This window comes from Synechococcus sp. MIT S9504 (assembly GCF_047497135.1).
Classification (GTDB): Bacteria; Cyanobacteriota; Cyanobacteriia; order PCC-6307; family Cyanobiaceae; genus Synechococcus_C.
This window is the reverse complement of sequence record NZ_CP138942.1, coordinates 1840077-1859375: the sequence shown is the minus strand read 5'-3', so window position 1 is coordinate 1859375 and position 19299 is coordinate 1840077. Positions and strand designations below refer to the sequence as shown.

Here is a 19299-nt window from a genome sequence, read left to right as displayed (position 1 = left end):
TTGTTGGCTTTTTTTAAGCGGCTTGTGAAGTTATCTGGGTAATGTAATTGCGTGCCATCGTTAAGTGCAGAGATACTGCCGGCAGCATGTCGATATAACGAAAGAGTCCTGTGCGCCCGCAAAAAGTGATGTCAGGCTTTTTGCTTGCAAGCGCTTGATAACGTTTGAGCAATTGTTCAGAATCTTTAGTCTTGACCGGGTAATAGTATTCGCCTGGATTCATTTCAATGCTGCAGGGTTCTTCAAACGTGATTTGATGAGGGCCGGGATTTTTGCCTGGTGAGTTCGGGAGTAATGACCATTGCGTCACACGCGTGAATCGACCATGATCTGTGAAATTGATGACAGGGGCTGATTGCTGGCTTTTGGTATTGCTTTGATGAAACAGGATTGACCGATAGGGTAAGCGGCCAAAGCAATGGTCAAAATATTGATCGATTGGAACTGAAAGGAAACAATGCTCATAGTTTTGTTCGATTGTTTTGCAGAATGTACGCTTCAGCTCCACTTGGATTAAAGGGTGATTCAGTAGCTGTTCGAACAATGACGTATAGCCTTGGCTTGGTAGTGATTGAAACGTATCTGTGAAATAACGATCATCGCGAGTTGTACGAACAGGCAGTCGAGCGCCGATTCCGATGGCGAGCTCGCTTGCGTTAACGCCCCACATTTTGCGCGTATAAGGGCGAAAGAATAAATTTGCCAATTGTTCTCCAACGTTTGCCAGAAATAGTTGATCGGAATTGGTGGGCTTGATAGCCGTCTGGCGTAATGAATCAAGAAAAATTTGCGTTTCGTTTTCGTTGGATAATTGAATCTTAAAGATGTCTTCTAGAGTTGTGCGGTTGACCGGCAGAGGTGTTGTTTCTCCGCTGGGAAGTAAGGCACGAACTCGATGTTCATAGGGGGTCCAACAGCAGAAACGGCTTAGGAAGGCAACAGCTTCTGAGTTTTTATTGCCATGAAGAAGATGCGGGCCATAACGATGAATGCGCTCACTCTGCTCATTCAGTTCATCGAAAGCGTTGCCCCCGATGTGGTCACGTTTGTCGATTAAATGAACAGGTATTCCATTCTCTGCAAGAGTTCGTGCAATTGTCGCGCCTGCAAAGCCGGCGCCGACGACTAAAACTGTCATTTAGCTAGCAACCGCCCGTTCCAGTTGTTCGTGATCTTGCTCGTTGACAGCAAATCCCATGGCCAGCGTCAATCTCTGTCGCACTAACAATTCTTCTTCCTTGCTCTTCAGTCCGTTGCTGAATCGTTGCTCCACCGAGCCCAAAGGCCGCAGATGACTCATCGGAGCACAATCAATGGCAGCAAAACGCCAATCGCCCAACTCAGCAGCGCACAACGGAAGTGCGAAGCGGTCATAGCCGTAGGCGGATTTTGTGGAAACAAGAAATGGCATTGATAGGTCTAAAAGATCGCGGCGAATGAAAGGTGCTTGGTTTTCGACAATCGGCAATCTGTGCAGGGATGTGCAAGCACGCTGCCTTAACCAGGGATATTCGCGGCTGCTAGGGCTGTTGAGGCTCAAGGCAGGCTGCGCTGCCAATAGGTGATGGATTCGAGATAATGCCAACACTGTATTGATATCGCTTGTCCGCAAGCAAAGATCATCATCTAAAAATGCAACATAGTGATCCTCTGCGGGCATGTCGAGCTGACGCCATGCGGACTCCATTAACTCACCTTTGCACTCCGTCTTTTCACTGATCACTTGCCAGTTTTGTGGATTGTCCGATTGGGCAATGCCTTGGCCTGTCCAGTCGAATAGCACAACGCGGCAGCCAAGAGGCTGATCCACAATCACACCGTGTTGACCTTGCTTGCAGGTGATGACAACCAGATCATCACTGTAGGCCCCTGGTGCAATCACTGGATCGCCTAATTCGATTGGATCTTGCTGGTTGAGTTGCTCCACAGCTGCCGCCATCTCTGGCAGGAACTGATCGCTGTGACTCCCCAAAACCCAGCGTGCCCAGCAGTGACGTTCAGCCTCTGATCGATTACGCAGTAGCTCTGGTAAAACGTTCTTCACGCTGCCCGCTGATCAAATCTCTCTGTTCTCAGAACTGTTTGAGCGAGTTCAAGAAATGCCCAGTCGGCCGCATAAAACTGATGCAGCGCTCTGAGAGCATCAGGAGTGAGATGTTCACGCTTCAAACGTCGCCAGGTATTCTCATGTTCAAGATCTCTGGACATATGTTGAGATGATGTATCGATCTCCATTCCGCTGACTGTTTGCCAGTGCTGCATCAGTTCATTAATATTTTCCATCCCATGCAATGAGTAATAACAGCTGGGGTCACCGCCCAGATAGGCCACCTGAGGAATCGTGTGATGACTCCAGTCCATATGGCAGGGGATCCACTGGCTCAGTTGCAGTGCGACAGCATTCATGACGTAGACGGGGTCAGAGTCATCAGCAAAGCTTGCGACTCCATGCCGCACAAAAAGGTTTCGTTGATACTCCAGGGCTTTTTGATAGGAGGCCTCGTTTTCAGCGTTTGTGCGTATTTTCTGCTTGATTTTTGACCTTGTCAGTTCTACAAGGTGGCTTCTGCAGGCCGATACGAATCGGTCAACTGGGTCTCGCCAGATGGCGATCAGGGCTCGGTGTTGAGCGACGATTTTTAATTCTTCTGGAGTCAGCCAGTAGGTGTGATGGAGTGCTGAACTGTGGGGATCACCGACCAGTTGTTGTTCACGGTATCCCTGCAATTGCAGCCATACACGTTTGATCGTGCTGCAACCGTTTTTGGGAACCCAGACGATGGCTGCGTCGTTGCCAAGGGGCAGAAGGGGGGTGAGTGTTCCTCCTTCTTGAAGATGCTGTTGAGTTGAAGCCCAGTCACCAGGTTTGTTCACCCGTCTTCCAGGCATCAGCCCATCGGCTTGCACGGTCTGATTCATGCCGCCATTGCTTGATCGGTGTCTTCAGGGCTGACGCTTGGGTTGATCGTGCTCAAGGGAAGTGGGCGAATGGCAGATGGCTTCTGGCCCACCTCCGGCTGCTTGCGGCAGATGGTTTCCACGGCCACTTGGAAAGCTTGCGCCACACTTCTGTCCTGGAAAAGCCGAGCTTTGCGTTCGGTAATCAATGTGCGCATTTGTTGGTAGAAGCTCTCGTCTTCAAGCAGCCGGCTCGAGATGGCCACGTAATCATCGACATCCTTGGCAATCAACTCGGGGAGCTCAAGAACGTTGAGCATCGAGACGGTATGCCGGCCGCGCATGAAGGTTGTTGGCAGGGTGACCACAGGGCAATCCAGCGAGAAGGACTGCATTGAGCTGTTGCCACCGTTCCAATCGATCGTGTCGATGGTGTGATGACTGATGGCGAACAGACCCATGAAGTCTCCGTAATCCAGTCGGGGCAGAATGCGCAGGTGGTTCTCGATCTGCAGGCCGCGGTGTTCAAAGTGTGGGCGCAGGCGCTCGTAAAGCCGTTCGGCGATGCTGCCGTTGCCCATATGCCCGACCAACACAATGAAGGCTTCGGGATGGCGCTGGGCAATCTCGGCGAAGGTCCAGTCATTACGCGGCAGGTATTTGAAAGTGCTCTGCAGCGAATTGAGGATCGGTCTGTCGCTGGGAAGATCGAACTTGTCGAACAGCAGCTGACCATCGTGAATGGCAGCAGGCTTCTCGTAGTTCAGGCCTGTTTTGGGCAGGCGGTAGAGCGTTTCGCTGTAGTGAGCTTCATTGCCCTCAGGTTCCATCCCTTCACCGGAAAGGTAGTAGTGCATGGTTTTGGATCCGCTGCTGATCGGGTGTCCCCATCCCTGTGCCTGCACCGGGGCCAGTTGCAGCACGGATGTGGTCTTGCTGGCCGGATGCATGCCGATATCGGTATAGATCAGCAGATCCAGCTGATCGTCGAGGATCTGCTGCAACATCGTCTCTGGATTGTCTGCACGCAGCGGCAGATGGCGGTAGGTGCCTAGGTCCGCGAAGCGCTGGCTGCCACTGTCTTCGCTGTCAGCGATGTTGTAGCTGAAGATCTCGTATCCGGGATTGCCGGCAATACCCTCGAGCCATCCCAGGGCCCAGATCGATCCGTTGTGGTTCACCAGATGCGGTGAGATCACACCCACGCGTAAGGGCGTGGTGTCGGCCGGATCGCGTTGGGGCAGGGGCTGCATGAACGCGCCGAGCTTGGGGCGCAGGATGCGATCGAGAATGCCGGCATAAAGCTCCTGCAATGGTCGATCGTCTTCCATCTGATAGGCGAGATAGAAGTTGGTGAGCGACCACGCATGCGCGTAGAGCTGCTCCCAGGCCGGATCTTCTTGGGTGATGCCTTTCAGGAGTTTGTAAAGCTCCTTGGCATCTTTTTTCCAGCGCTTTCGCACTTTGGTGACTTCTTGATCCGTGGAATACAACACTGGAACGACATGCAGCCTTGTCATCAGCTGAACCCGCCGGTCGTCACTGCAGCTATCGGCAACATTGAGGCTGTCGTCGTAACGGTTCAGCTCCATCAGGCAGGCAATACGGCCTTGAATGCCCACCACTGCTTCCATCGGTGAGAGGTCCGGGCATTGGCAGAAGCGTTCAAATTCTCCGAGTGCCTTATCATGCAGTTTCTTTTGAATCAGGGCCTGCGCAAGGTTCTGGCGTGAGGGTCTGAATTCAGCGTTGATCGAGAGTGCCTGTCGGTAACTGGAGATCGCGGCATCGATGTCGCCGATGCTGCCCTGGGCCAATCCGAGGTTATTCCAGGCATCAGGAAAACTTGGAGCATGCTGAATGCAAAGACGGAAGGCTTCAATGGCTTCAGGATCACGTTTGTGATCCCGCAGCAGATTGGCGAGACAGAACGCCGCAGAGAAATACCCGGGTTGATCGCGCAGCAGCAGGCGCAGTTCGCGTTCAGCCTCTGCTGGTTGGCCAGCTTCAACCAAGCAGAGCGCCAGATTGTGGCGACATTCGCTGAAGCCAGGATGCATTTCAAGGGCTTCACGGTAAAGGCGCAGGCCTTCATTGCTGTTGCCGAGAGAGCGGCAGGAGTTTCCGCCGTTGAACAGCACATAGGGCGTGAGGAACCCGTTGCTTTGCGCTTTCTCAAAGCAACGCAGAGCTTGTTCGTGGTTGCCTAGGGATGCATGGCTAATTCCTTCGAGATAAGCCACTTCACCCGCATGCGGGTGGCCTTGCAGTGAGGCTGCTTGTTCGACGACTTCCTGGGAACGTTTCTGGCTGATCGCCTCATAGAGATGGGCTAGTCCCGCTTCAGGGGTGTTGTGATCAGGCCAGCGTCCGCTGGGATTGCTGATCGCCGGTAGCGGAGGTTCAGCGAGATCCTGTTGGGCTCTGGCCAGTTGCTGACGCAACTCCAGAAGCTGGTGTTGCAGCCCAGCGATCTGTTGATGCCGTTCGCGCAGTTGCTGCAGCGGATCCACCAGGGCGTCGTGATCAACAGCCGCCAACGGTTTCACTTTCTCCCTGCGACGGCGTGGCAAGGAGTATTCGAATCTCTCCAGATCTTCGCCGTAGATGGTTTCAAGCAGTTCAAAGCCTTCCTTGCCGTAGGCCTCCTCCCAGCGATGACTTAGTCTTTGCCGAAAGTTGGTGTCATAGCTCTTTAGTTCCTGCTTTAGCCGCTGCATCCGCTCAGCTGGAAACAAGGTTTTCATCCTCCTTGGTATCTCCTTGACCAGCTGATTGCGATCCAAACGCAGATTGAACAGGTCGCTTTGGCCGATGAAGTGATGCTGCGGCATCAGGTGGCCGTCGCTTTGCAGCAGTTTCCAGTGATTGCTGAGGTAACTCAGGAAGTCTGAAAAACGGCAGGGATCTGAGCTTTCTTTACCCCGGGCCGCCTGGACAGAACTGTTTAGGGGCTCATAGGCCGGATCAGCAAGATGCAGTTTGTCGTGCCAGAACGACAGCAAGCGTTCACCCGGGTGGCGGGTGACCACCAGACGCAGAATGTGAGGGTCGTTGCACAAACGCTGCTGCTCTGTTTCAGGCAACTGAGCGAGTATGGGTAGCCCGTGAAGTTGAGGTTGGTGTATGGCCAGCGCTGGTTTGGTTTCACCCAGAGCAGCACCGGCATAAGGCTCCCTGCCGTCGGCAAGTACAGCCAGGCGTTTGAGGAGTGTCGAAGCCACCTTGGGGATGGGCAGAAGCATCCAACGGGCATCTCCCACCAACAACGTGTTGGAAGCAGTTTGCGAAGCGACTGCCATGGGAAAAGTAAAGAGTGACTTGAGAAAAATGAGACTAAGAGAATTGTTCTGTTGACAGGTTGTTTGTGAAGCAACTGTGTTGAGCTTCCAACGACATCACATATGGGCAATTGATACCAATGCAACAACGAGCCTGTTTGAGCGGATTTTGTTTCAATGTTGTTGCAGATTTTCGATTTCTTGCTAACCGATCGAAGTGAGCATTCTGTGATGGTCAAAGATGTTACCAGTCACCCAACAATCCCTGCGGCATCTGGGTTCATTCAAGTTGCCGATGGTTTGCTGATCGGGATTGGGCTGCGTTGATCTGGAGATCATTACAAATTCGTGCGTATTGATTCGTAACTCAGCAGATTTTTAAAACTTGCATCGCGTTGCATGGTTCCCTCTAGGGATTCTTTAACGCTCAGCCTGCTGCTGAGAGTTGCGGGTTATCGGCGCAGCACTTCCAAACGCCGAAGCAGTCGCAGCAAATGCTGGAGCCGTTCGGCTCAAACCCTCTTTGCCAGTTGGGCCGTTCTTGGGCAACTCGGAGCAATTGGTGTGCTCGTTGGCGAAGCATTGGAGCCGCAACTTGCGAAAGCCGATATCAACGACATCCCTGGTGCATACGGCCTTGGTCCAAACGTTCCGCAAACCACAGCATCAGGGCTAGGTGCTTTCGCCATAGGTAGGGAGGCAACTGCCGAGGGTCGTGGCTCCATGGCGATTGGATCTAAGGCCACTGCTAATGGAGTAAACGCAAGCGCGTTTGGTGCTGGTGCTGCTGCTAAACGAGATGATCAGTTGATGTTAGGTGCTGGCTCAACGGATGTGACAGTCGAAAGTATTGCAGGTGACGATACTCAATTAGTCTTCTCTAATGAAGATGGAACGCTGAAGCGTGCTGTTGGTCTGAATGTTGATAATAACTCTTTGCTGATTGAAAATAATTTAACGATTGGTGGAAATCAGGAAGTTAGTGGTAATTCAACGATTCGTGGTGATCAGACGATCGACCAAAACCTAGCCGTCTCTGGGGATACGAGCCTGAACAAGCTGACTGCAACAGGTGACAGCCAGTTGAATACGCTCACGGCGACTGGAGCTACTGATCTGAAAAGTACGCTGACTGTCGGCTCGCTTGCGAAGTCAAATCAAAACGCCAATGCCATTGTTACGGCAGCTGCTGATGGAAAGCTTTCAAGAACGGAGGTTGGGGGAGGTGTCCTTGAATCTTTGTCTTGTCAGGGCGATGGTGAAGATGCGGTTTGTTATGGCCCAGACGCAAAAGCTACTGGAGGTAATACGACAGCGATTGGTTCTGGTGCCACAGCAGCAACGAGTAATAGTTCAATAAATCTCGGGGCAACTGCTGTTGGTTCCTATGCACGAGCAACAGATAATAATTCTATCGCTATTGGATATGGTTCAATGGTTAATGCAAGTAATTCTTCTGCTATTGGCACTGGCAGTGTTGCTGCAGGTAACCGTTCGGTCGCTATCGGTCAAAATGCAACAACAACAGCACTTAGTGCGTTAGCGATTGGGGCCAATTCTTCGGCTACATTTGAGAATTCAATTGCGTTGGGGAGAAATGTTTCAACAGACCGTCCTAATCAAGTCAAACTTGGTGACAACACAGTTTTAACAGCTCCCCAACTTAAGGCGGGATCACCCAGCATTTCGCTGTCTGGTTCTGAATATGGATTGGCAGTACTTGACAGCACTGGAACATTTGTCCGGGCTGGAGTGTCAAATAGTTATTTCAAGGCTATCAACTGCGTTTCGACTACGAATTCAGCCGTATGTTTGGGCGATGAGGCTTTGGCAAATGATTCAAATACTTCAGCATTTGGTGCTAGCAGTAGCGCCTTATTAAATGGCGCATCTGCTCTGGGCTTTGGATCGAATGCTGCTAAAACTTTTTCGACGGCCGTTGGATTCAATTCTTTTTCAAATGGATCCAATGCAGTTTCAACAGGTGCATCTTCTAAGGCTTTAGGTACAAGAAGTACCGCGGTTGGCTTTGAAGCACGAGCTTCAGGATCAGATGCGGTCGCAATAGGTTCTTCAGCACGCGCAAGCAGTATTGCATCAATTGCTCTTGGTCAGCAGTCAGAGGCTCTCAGTCGTCGATCAATTGCCATTGGCTTTGATTCAACAGCAGTTAATGTAAGTTCAATAGCTGTAGGTTCTGGGTCCAGTGCTACTAATGTCAATGCATTGGCAATCGGCTCAGGCAGTCAGGCTAATTATGAAAATTCCACAGCGATTGGCGTAGACGCCCAAGCAACGCAGGCAGAAACAAGCGGCATTCGTACCTCAGTGACGATCGGAGCCAATCAAAGCAAAGGTGGAACAGATTATTTCTTGCCTGGATTTGCGAATTTGCCAACGTCTGGAAAAAGTGCAATTACCATTGATAGTGCAGGCCAGCTGTATGTCGATGACCCTGAGATTTTGAATCCCATTATTATTGAATATCAAGGCACTAACTGTACTGCTACTGAGGATTCGTCTATTTGCTTAGGGAATGCATCTGTTGCTAGTGGTGTAAATTCTGCTGCCTATGGGCAAAGTTCTGAAGCAACAAATAAGGGAGCAATTGCTCTTGGTGCCTTTAGCAATGCGTCCGAAGATTATTCGATGGCTATTGGTGCTGAAGCTACTGCAAGCAATGATACTGCTCTAGCTGTTGGACGTGATGCTAAAGCGAGTGGCGAATTTACGATCAGTATTGGAGCGAACAGTAATGCTTCTGGGAATGGTGCTCAGGCTGTAGGTACTTCAGCTACGGCAATCGGAAACAATTCAACGGCTTACGGTCAGCGTGCTTTCGCTGAAGGCGTTGAAGCAATTGCGATCGGCAATAATTCACAAGCCATTGATCGTGCGGCAATTGCGATCGGTAATGATTCGCAAGCCATTGAACGTGCGTCAGTTGCAGTTGGTTTAAATGCAATGAGCAATGGTGCATCAGCTATCGCCATTGGTCAAATTTCTCGAGGTCAAGGTCAATCATCAGTGGCAATTGGCCGAAATGCCGTGTCATCAGATCAATCCACCATTGCTGTTGGAAATGATGCGAACGCGACCTTTGAACGAGCTGTTGCGGTTGGTGCTAGCGCTAATGCCACGAGCACAAGAGCTATTGCTGTTGGTGCGGATGCCAATGCGACAGCAGCCTCTTCAGCAGCTGTAGGGGCAAACGCGTTGGCCAACAGCACCGATGCATCTTCATTCGGCAGAGATTCCAGTGCAGAAGCCTCAGGTTCTACGGCCCTAGGCAGTGTTTCCCGAGCCTCCGGAGGTAATGCCTCTGCTTTGGGATTTGAATCCTTGGCTAAAGGAACGAATTCCGTTGCAGTAGGAGCTGCCTCCGAAGCGCTTCAAGTTGGTTCAGCTGCGTTTGGTGCTCTTAGTAAAGCTACAGCAGTTAATTCCATTTCTGCAGGTTCATCTTCTAAGGCGTCAGGCGATAGAAGTTCTGCATTTGGATTCAACTCAACATCTTCAGGAGCTGAATCACTTTCTCTTGGTGCTTCTGCTTCTGCTTTTGGGGATAGTTCGCAAGCTGTTGGTGATTTCTCCTCTGCTAATGGTGCAGGCAGTATTTCAATTGGTTCTCAATCCTCATCAGGTGTCAGTCGTATTGTCGAAATTCCCCAACCTGATGATGAAGATGGTAATCCAGTAGATCCCATAAGAGAGACCAGATCAACAACCAATACCATTGCTATTGGCTATAAAGCCAGTGCTGGCAGTTTTGATGATGCGAATGAACAACCAACAGGAAATGAATCGATTGCTATTGGTCTGTTATCAGGTGCTCGCGCAGATGGATCAGTTGCAATTGGCGCCAGATCTTCTGCTGAATCAGATAATACAACTGCTATCGGGGCAGATGCTCAGGCAACTCAGAACAATTCAATTGCTCTTGGATACCAAGCGCAAGCTGCTGGAATCGATGCAGTTGCCTTTGGTAAATCATCAGTTGCGAGTGATAGCAACTCTATTGCAGTTGGAGCAGACTCCAAGGCTACGAAATCAGGAACAATCGCATTAGGAGATAACGCCACTGCCGCTTATAAGAATTCAGTGGCCATCGGCATTAATTCAGAAACAACAAGAGCTGATCAACTCAAGCTTGGTCGAACAACCACTCAAGTCACGGTGCCCAACCTGGCCAATGACTCTCAACAACGTAATGCTCTTGTTGTTGCCAACGCTGATGGCACGATTTTTAGGGAAGAAATCGGCGACGGCATTATCGAGGCACTCAACTGCCTTGGCAATGGAGACAATGCCGTTTGCTATGGACCTAGAGCCAATGCAACAGGTACCGACACCACGGCTATTGGTGCTGGTGCGATTGCTAATCAACTGGGAGCTTCTGCTTTCGGTGCTGGAGCGAATGCCAATGGGAACTTGAACATGGCTCTTGGCTTCAAAGCAACCGCAACCGGTGAAAGAGCGCTGGCGTCTGGCATCTTCGCCAATGCTTCAAATTACGGGGTTGCCATCGGGGCTGAAACCATTGCTGTGTTTGAAGCCACGGCTGTTGGCGGTCTTGCCACCGCTACAAATTTTGCGAGCGCTTTGGGCTTTGGAGCTGCAGCAACTGCTGACTATGCGACTGCCATGGGCTATACGGCGACGGCTTCAAGCAATTCAGCCATTGCAATTGGTAATAGCTCTCTAGCCAATAGCTCCAACGCGATCGCTCTTGGTAATCAAGCTAGCGCCACCGAAAATCGTGCTCTTGCGATTGGTTTCAAGTCCGACGCAACTGCGCTTGGTTCACAAAGTATCGGTTCTAGAGCACAAGCAACTGCGAATTACGCGATTGCGCAGGGTCGCCTCGCCAACGCTTCTGGGAATAACTCAATAGCGATAGGTCGCAGCTCAAAGGCATCAGGCACAGATGCCATCGCCATGGGCCTTGAAGCCATCTCCTCTGGAGAGTCCTCAACAGCCCTGGGTCGCAGTGCTGAAGCAACAGCGAATTTCTCAACCTCAGTTGGTGTAACAGCGAAAGCTACTGCGCGTCGATCAACAGCTGTTGGTTATGAAGTTGAAGCATCAGGTTCTAATAGTGCTGCTTTTGGTGTGAATGCTATTGCTACTCAAGATAATGCTTTGGCGATTGGTTCAGATGCTTCTTCGCGAATTGCCAATGCAACGGCGATTGGTGCGGGCTCAGAAGCAAAGCAGGCACTTGGCGGCTCAGAATCATCCATTACGTTGGGGGCTGCAGGTAATGGAACAACCGATTATTTCTTGCCTGGTCTTGCTAATAAGCCCGGAGAATCGGAACAGATCAATGGAACTCAGTATTTGACTGTTGATGCAGATGGTAAGGTTATCGTTGGATTGGCTGAAATTTCTCCTAATGTAATTATTATTGCCCCAGATTTTAATTGTACTGCATCAGGTAGAGGAGCAACTTGTTTCGGTGAAGAGGCAAAAGCGATTGGAGATCTAACCTCCGCCTTTGGTGCTACTTCGAATGCGACAGGCTTAGGTGCAACGGCTGTTGGTTCAAATGCAACAGCTGGTGATCGAGCCACTGCAGTGGGTGCATTTGCTAAGGCATCGGGTGACAACTCCATCGCGATTGGTGGTCTTGCCAATGCAACGGGAACTAGCTCGCTCGCCATTGGAGAAGAAGCCACAGCATCGGGCGCTCGCTCTTTTGCCTTTGGTTATCAATCCAAAGCGTTGCAGGATGACACGCTTGCTTTGGGTAGTGGAGCTACTGCGAATTACTCCGGCTCTGCTGCTTTGGGCCAGAACGTCGAAACAACCCGTTCGGGTCAGATTGCCTTAGGCAGTGCTGCTGCCGAGGTCACCGTGGCCAATCTCGCTGATCAAGCTTCAGTTGATGGTCAGGACCCTGCCAGCTTTGGGGCTGTGATGGCCAATGGAGATGGCACACTGATGCGTTCTGGCGTGGGGGATGGTCTGCAGGTTGAGATTGATCAATCCACGGGCGATCTCAACTTGGCGGTGAACACTGGAAATGGAATCACGATTAATAATCAAGGCCAAGTTGAAGTCAATGTGAATGCCGGTAATGGCATCAGTATTCTTCCAAATGGTGCAATTCAGGCCAACGAAGCGGTTGTCGCCGCAGGCGACAACATCGAGGTTGCGTCCAGCAACGATGGCCGGGTTACGACTTACAGCGTCAGCGGATATAACGCAGTCACTCAAGCAGGCGTAATTGCAGGTGCTGATACGACAAACACCAGCAACGGTGTGACGGTGACATCGAAATATGATTCAGATAGTCAAACCACCAGCTATGGCGTGACTGCGGCGACGGGTGATGGCCTCACAATCAACAGCGATGGAGAGATTGAAATCAATACCGGTGGAAACAACATCATTGTTAATCCCAACGGCTCGCTCAGTGCTCTGAAGACAACGGTCTCAGCAGCAGACTCCAAAGTGACTGTTTCAGAAACGGGAGGATTTGACGAGGCGAACAACTACACCACTGATTATTCAGTGGGTCTGAATATCTCCGACCGTGGCTTCAATGCCATCAATTGCGATGGCGATGGCGATGGTGCCGAGTGCTATGGCAACGGCGCTTCCGCAACAGGAGCAGCTTCAACGGCGATTGGTTCCGGAGCCATCTCCAGCGCTCCTGGTGCCACCACATTGGGCAATGGAGCCACAGCAACCCAGACCAATGCAACGGCTCTTGGCGTCGGTAGCCAGGCCACCCATCCCGGTTCCACTGCAATCGGTGCAGGTGCCTCCTCATCAGCTGATGGGCGAATCACCCTCGGGGCTGAAACAGCGAGTTATCAGACTCCAGGATTGACATCAAGCAGTGGAACACCTTTCTCGCTTGTGGCCACTGATCGAAAGGGCGTGCTTCGGGTTGTGAATCTGGGTTCGCTACCCAATGACACCACCTTCTGCATTGGGAGTGGCAAGGAATCAACCTGTTACGGCGAAAACGCCGTGTCCTTCGGAGCGGGCACTACGGCTCTTGGCGCCAACAGTGTTGCTGATAGTGGTGACGGAGTTGGAGACGTCGTTGCAGCCACAGCATTAGGTGCCAGAACCGAAGCCACTGGTGCAGGTTCAACAGCTCTCGGCGCAGGGGCCGATGCCTCCGGTGAGGGATCCATCTCCTCCGGTATGAATTCTTCGGCGACAGGCCGCGGTTCTCTGGCCTATGGCTTCGGCGCTAACGCCACTGCTGAAAACACCCTAGCCATGGGTGGTTTTGCCAGTGCCAATGGAGCTAACTCTGTGGCCATCGGCGCTGGTGCGGTAGCCAATGGACGCCGGGCCATGGCGTTTGGTGCTGGCGCCCAGGCTCTTGGCTTCAACACCGATCCCATTGCCTTTGGTACGGCCGCTCTTTCTGATGGAACAGCCACATCGTCTTATGGCGGCCAATCAAGAGCTGTCGGCACCAACTCCACGGCGCTTGGCGGCTATTCCGAAGCGACCGGTGTTAATTCAGTGGCGGTTGGTTCTGCTCGCGCTACTGGCACCAACGTGAGCGCCATCGGCGCCGGTGCAGTGGCGAGTGGAGATAATGCCACTGCTTTCGGTGCTGGCTCCACGGCCAGCGGCACGAATTCCACGGCTTTGGGAAGTCGCGCATCCACGACACGCGATGACCAGATCATGCTTGGAACTGAATCCACCTCAGTGACCGTCTCCAACCTTGCCAACTCAAGTCGTGTTGTGGATGCAATTGTTGTTGCCAACGCCGATGGCACACTGAACAGTTTTGAGGTTGGTTTCGGTGCGATACCCGCTCTTACTTGTGATGCCACTGGCACCAATGCTGTTTGTTGGGGGCCTAATGCCAGTGCTTCCGGCGACAATTCAACTGCGATTGGTGCCGGAGCGACTGCCGACCAAGAAGACGCCACTGCACTGGGTGCCTTTGCTCGAGCTACTGGCCAGGGCGCAACGGCAATGGGAAAGGACGCATCTGCATCAGGGCAAGGAGCCTTAGCGTCGGGTCTCTCCGCGCGTGCTGCCGGAACTAATGCAATAGCCGTGGGTGCTGGAGCCAGTGCTACCGCTGAAGCCATGGCGTTTGGCGCTGGCGCAAGTGCCAGTGGTGTGGGCGCGATGGCAACAGGCATAGGGGCATCTGCATCCGGACAAGGAGCTCTAGCTTCTGGTCTCTCGGCGAGTGCCACGGGAATCAATGCCATAGCCGTCGGTGCTGATTCCAGTGCTTCGGCCGAATCAACAGCCATCGGTGGTTCTGCCACGGCGAGTGGTGAAGGAGCTCTTGCCACAGGCCAGCGTTCTTCTGCTTCTGGACGAGGTGCCATTGCATCAGGCTTTGCAGCCCGCGCCTCGGGCACGAATGCACTTGCCGTGGGATCAGATGCCAGTGCCTCATCGGAAGCGATGGCCGTTGGCAGTTCAGCGAGTGCCACTGGTGAAGGGGCAATCGCAACGGGTCAGAAGGCGACTGCGACCGGCGAAGGTGCCTTGGCGTATGGCTCTAACGCCATCGCCACAAACGACAACACTCTGGCAATCGGCAGCTCTGCTTTTGCCAATGGCACCAACTCCTATGCCATCGGTGCCGACGCAATTGCCAATGGCCGCCAAGCGCTGGCCATTGGTGCAGGTGCCCGCGCTGAAGGTTTCAACACAGACCTTGTCGCGATCGGCACCAAGGCAACAGCTCTCGGCACCAACACCACGGCAGTAGGCGCCTATGCCTATGCCGATGGAGTCAATGCTCTAGCGGTTGGTGCCAGGGCTACCGCGACGCATGACGGTTCAAGTGCTGTTGGAGCTGGTGCCTCCACCACGCGCAACAACCAGATTGTGTTGGGAACTTCTAAGACAGATGTCACCGCACCCAATCTTGCCGGTGAAGGCACTGAACTGATCGCGGCGAATGAAGACGGCACGCTCAAGCGCACGTCGGTGTCGTTCGATCAATTGGATGATGCTGTGAATAAGCACATTCCCAAGCTGGAGTCTGCAGCAAGAGGGCTTGGTCAGGCCGTTCAATCCAGTGGTGCGATTGCTTCTGCGATGTCGGCGATTCCGGAAGTGACCTTGCAGGAAGATGAACCGGCGCGTTGCGGTGTGGGCACGGGTGCTTTTGGTTCCCAATACGCCATTTCTGCAGGTTGCGCAGTGAGAGTGGGAGATCGTTTGCATCTCAATGGTGCACTTTCTTACACCCCTTCAGTTGATTACGAGTACGGGTCAACGCCATCCGTTGCCGGTCGGCTGGGTTTCTCCTTCCCACTTGGTAAAAAGAAAGAGTCAAGCAAGCTGAGCTCTTCTGAGATCTCTGAATACCGCACTGAGATGAATGCCAGCTTCGTGAAGCTCAAGGATGATCTCAAGTCCCGTGATCAGCAGATTGATGCCTTGAAAGCCAAGCTTGAGGCTTTGCTGGAGCAGCAAAATGATCGTGAAAGCATGAATGCTCCAGGATCCGAATCAACCCGTGAGCTGGTGGCATTGTTGCGGCAGCGGATTGAACAGCTCGAAGACGAGAAGCGCCAGTCTCTTGCCGAGGACCAGCGGCAAAATCTGGTGATCGAGAAGCTTACGGAGCGTGATTCTCAGAGCCAGGAGCAGATCGAGGCCCTCGAACAGAAACTCGATGAGAGCGACAAGCGGTTCGGCAAGCTGAAGCGTCAATTTGATGCGATCATGGAGAAGCTTGGAATGAAAAAAAGCGGTAATGCCAGTCTCTAGATGTCAATAAACATAATTTTTGAAAGTCTGTGCTTGGGCAATTTCTCTTTATAGTGGCTACAATTCTGGCTTGGCTCATGCGACTCAATTCCCTGGCTGTTTGTCTGGCAGTGACAGCCTTGATGCCGCAAATCGCTGAAGCGCAAACCTCTCAGCGGCAGCCTTCGAATGCTCAGCTCACGCGTCAATTCAATGATGGCTTTCTGAAAGGATGCGTCTCAGGGAAGACAGAAGGTGTTTCTAATCAGCGGGGTTACTGCAACTGCATGGTGAGCAGTTACAACAGCCGTTACGACGGCAAAACGTTGTCGGCAATCTCTCAAATTGCCAATGCTTCCGGACAGGGCGGCCCCGCACTGGTCAATTTGATGATGCAGCCAGAGGCGAAAAAATGTGTGGCTCGATTCTGATCAATCGCGTGAGCGGGCTTTTCTTGAGAGCGGCTTTCATGGCTGTTCTCAATCCAGCTCCACATTGACTGAGCGACTGAGCAACTGAGCGGCTGTGTTTCGTCATCGCGCTCGTTGGTGTCAGGAAGCTCAAGGTTGAAAAACGATGCCGACGCTGCTTCAAGCAGTGGCCCTGCGTGCCAGGTTCCCAGATGCAACTTGATGCCTTCACCGGGGTTCAGCTTCAGCAGCTATGCGGCTGAAGCATCCAGCTTCGGGCCCTGGGTCTCCCGCGCTGCCAACAGCGTCCAGAAGGGTCGGCCTTCGACAGAGCTCAGCCATTGGGTCGCCTGCAGATGGCGTGTCATCGCTGTGATCGGTTGCGGTCGATTCTGGATGCGCTTCACGTCGTAGCGCAACTGGTCTGGGCCGAATCACAGCTCGGCATCATGGCTCCCAACTGGTGTCATCTCGTCGACTTCACGCATTCCAGTGCTGCAGGAGTCGAGACGTGGATCCAGCAAGGACGCCGCTTTCAGTGATTCATGACTAATCATGGTCACACCTTCCACGCTCTGTTCATGCTCGCGCTGCGTCGTTTGTTCTGCACATTGCTGGTTGCTGTTGTGTTGCTGCTGCTCACCCCAGCAGCGGCAAGCGCCCAGGTGCATGAGCATCAGGATGAAAACGGTGCGCCGATGTTGCGCAGCCTGGAGAGCTTGCGCGATCTCGATTACCAGAGCTGGCAGGCGGTGGCCTATCGCGTTGGCGAGCCCGGGAATCCGGTGGTTCTGCGCATCGTTGGCTACCCCGGCAAGATGCGTCTTGAGCACCCCACTTCCCTCTTGGTGCAGGCTGGTGTGAAGGAATGGCAGCTCGAAGACATCACCCTCGACAACGCATTGCTGGCCACCGACGGCCGTGAAGCTGCAGCTGAATTTGCCCTCGATCCGCTACTCAATGATCTCTCCAACAAGCGTCCGTTGCGCCTCTTCCTGCCCGGTGTTTTCAATGAAATGCCCGTGCCTCCCTACGTGGTGGCTGAATGGCGTGATGTGCAGACCGAGCCGCTGAGCTGATGGCGGGTCAGGCCACACCGGAGCAGCGCTGGATTCCCTGGATGCGCCGTGCGCTGCAGCTGGCTGCCCTGGCGGAAGGACGCACCAGTCCCAACCCGTTGGTTGGAGCGGTTGTGCTCGATTCAGAGGGCTGCTTGGTGGGAGAGGGCTTCCACGCCCGAGCGGGACTGCCCCATGCCGAACCTGGGGCCCTCAAGCAAGCTGGCAAAGCCGCACGTGGCGGTACGATCGTGGTCACCCTGGAGCCCTGCTGCCATCAGGGCAGGACACCTCCCTGCACCGAAGCGATTCTTGCTGCTGGTATCGAGCGGGTCGTGGTCGCCCTGACTGATCCTGATCCGCGCGTTGCCGGTGGTGGTTTGCAGCGTCTGCGCGATGCCGGTTTGGAGGTGATCAGCGGAATCCTGGCGTCAGAGGCCGCCTATCAGAACCGGGCCTTTGTGCATCGCGTGCGCACTGGTCGTTCCTGGGGGGTGCTCAAGTGGGCGATGAGCCTGGATGGCCGCACGGCGCTGCCAAATGGCGCCAGCCAGTGGATCAGTGGTCCGTCTGCGCGTGCCTGGGTGCATCAACTCAGGGCTCGATGTGATGCAGTGATCGTGGGTGGTGGCACCGTTCGGGCCGATGATCCGCTGCTCACTAGCCGTGGTCATCGCTCGCCAGAACCGCTGAGAGTCGTGCTCAGCCGCAGCCTTGACCTGCCCCTGTCAGCCCAGCTTTGGCAGCAGGCCATAGCTCCCACCCTGGTGGCCCATGCAGCCCCTGAAGACAGGGAAATGGAGACCCAGGTCAACAATCTGGCTGCTTTGCAGGCCAAGGGGGTTGAACTTCAGAAGCTCGATCCCTGTGAGCCTGTACACTTACTGCGGGAACTTGCTCGCCGTGGTTGTAATCGGGTGCTGTGGGAATGCGGCCCGGGTCTGGCCTCAGCGGCTTTGCAGCAGGGTTGTGTTCAGGAGATCACTGCTGTGATTGCGCCGAAGCTCCTCGGAGGGGAGCTGGCTCGAACGCCACTCGGTGATCTGGGCTTAACGGCGATGGATCAGGCGCTGGGCTTGAACTGTGAGCCAGGCCTGAGCCTTGGTCAGGACCTGTTGATGCAGGGGCAGGTCAGCCCTTTCTCAGCCCCGAACTGAAACGGCCGATCAGGATCCCCATCACCACTGCCAGATACAACTGACCGGCCAGGCCAGTGCCCACCGACAGCATGCGTGCCATCGGATGCACCGGCGTAATGTCACCAAAGCCCACGGTGGTGAGGCAGATGAACGCGAAATAGTTGATCTGTGCAAACAAGGGAGTGAACTCCAGCACACTGGAGTTGCCCACTACCTCGACCCCTGGCAGGGGGACCGGTTCAAAGCTGCCAGGCTGGATTGTTTCGATGCCGATCATCACCAAGCCGGAGGTCAGCCCCAGCAGGAGGTAGCCAGCGGCGGCTCCCATCAGCACCTTGGAGTTCACGCGATGTTCGCTGGCAAGTCGCGTCACCAGGCGCACCTGGCTCCAGCCCACCAGCAGGCTCCAGCTCAGAACCAGAGGGACGGCGCTGAAGTACCACTTCACGGGCGTGCACAACCATAAAAGCTGGGTCAGAAGGGCAACAATCCCCAGAACCTGATACATCCGGTCGTGCAAGCTCAGCTTTGCCCTGCGCAGCATCACAAGCTGGGTGAGCAGCAGGGCAATCAAGGCATAACCAAAGTGGCCCAACCAGCTGATGCGAGGGAAGGCAAAGCTCGCCATCACCAGCAGGCAGAGCCCCAACAGCAGCTCGTAGATCTTGCCCTTCCAAGGGGTGAGCCCTGATTCCAATTGCATCGTGTTCGCCACGCTCAGTTTGAGAATGGCCAGGTTTGCCAGTGCTGGCGAGCATCAAGAACATGATGTGTCGTTCGGTTCTCCGCCATCGCGCTCTGACCAGGCTTG

10 protein-coding genes are annotated in these 19299 nt (G+C 53.5%); 5 read left to right on the top strand and 5 right to left on the bottom strand.

From position 1 onward, the window contains the following. Positions 1 to 13 precede the first annotated feature (13 nt). The 4 genes from SIB58_RS10525 to SIB58_RS10510 form a co-directional block, all read right to left on the bottom strand. Positions 14 to 1138 (bottom strand): FAD-dependent oxidoreductase, encoded by a 1125-nt coding sequence (locus SIB58_RS10525; protein ID WP_066907046.1) that lies wholly within the window; start codon positions 1136 to 1138, stop codon positions 14 to 16. After that, positions 1139 to 1939 (bottom strand): hypothetical protein, encoded by an 801-nt coding sequence (locus tag SIB58_RS10520; protein WP_231857047.1) that lies wholly within the window; start codon positions 1937 to 1939, stop codon positions 1139 to 1141. A gap of 101 nt (positions 1940 to 2040) precedes the next feature. Further along, positions 2041 to 2919 carry a sulfotransferase family 2 domain-containing protein gene (locus SIB58_RS10515; protein ID WP_066907049.1) on the bottom strand — a complete coding sequence of 293 codons (879 nt, stop codon included), beginning with the start codon at positions 2917 to 2919 and terminating at the stop codon, positions 2041 to 2043. Then, complete coding sequence (locus tag SIB58_RS10510; protein ID WP_082823326.1) at positions 2916 to 6200, bottom strand: tetratricopeptide repeat protein; 3285 nt, start codon at positions 6198 to 6200, stop codon at positions 2916 to 2918. The genes SIB58_RS10515 and SIB58_RS10510 overlap by 4 nt, the downstream gene beginning before the upstream one ends. 378 nt (positions 6201 to 6578) lie before the next feature. Here SIB58_RS10510 and SIB58_RS10505 point away from each other — a divergent pair, with 378 nt between their 5' ends. The 5 genes from SIB58_RS10505 to ribD all read left to right on the top strand — a co-directional run bounded on the left by SIB58_RS10505 (position 6579) and on the right by ribD (position 18506). After that, the gene (locus tag SIB58_RS10505; protein ID WP_074159301.1) at positions 6579 to 15902 is read left to right on the top strand and encodes a YadA-like family protein; all 9324 of its coding nucleotides are present in this window, start codon (positions 6579 to 6581) and stop codon (positions 15900 to 15902) included. Between the two features lie 266 nt (positions 15903 to 16168). Continuing rightward, positions 16169 to 16312: a hypothetical protein gene (locus SIB58_RS10500; protein WP_197461112.1), complete on the top strand. Its 144-nt coding sequence runs from the start codon at positions 16169 to 16171 to the stop codon at positions 16310 to 16312. 359 nt (positions 16313 to 16671) lie between these two features. Then, positions 16672 to 16833, top strand: a complete 162-nt coding sequence (locus SIB58_RS10495) for a hypothetical protein (RefSeq protein WP_197461111.1) — start codon at positions 16672 to 16674, stop codon at positions 16831 to 16833. 39 nt (positions 16834 to 16872) lie between these two features. Then, positions 16873 to 17370: a DUF3122 domain-containing protein gene (locus SIB58_RS10490; protein ID WP_197461113.1), complete on the top strand. Its 498-nt coding sequence runs from the start codon at positions 16873 to 16875 to the stop codon at positions 17368 to 17370. Then, a complete protein-coding gene (gene ribD, locus SIB58_RS10485) occupies positions 17370 to 18506 on the top strand; it encodes a bifunctional diaminohydroxyphosphoribosylaminopyrimidine deaminase/5-amino-6-(5-phosphoribosylamino)uracil reductase RibD (protein ID WP_067325923.1) in 1137 nt (378 codons plus the stop codon). Before SIB58_RS10490 ends, ribD begins: the two co-directional genes overlap by 1 nt. On the opposite strand, the gene SIB58_RS10480 is transcribed toward ribD, so the two are convergent. Then, entirely contained in the window at positions 18481 to 19191 is a 711-nt protein-coding gene (locus tag SIB58_RS10480) for a potassium channel family protein (RefSeq protein WP_066907067.1), read from the bottom strand. The two genes, ribD and SIB58_RS10480, sit on opposite strands and share 26 nt — an antisense overlap. Positions 19192 to 19299: the final 108 nt, after the last annotated feature.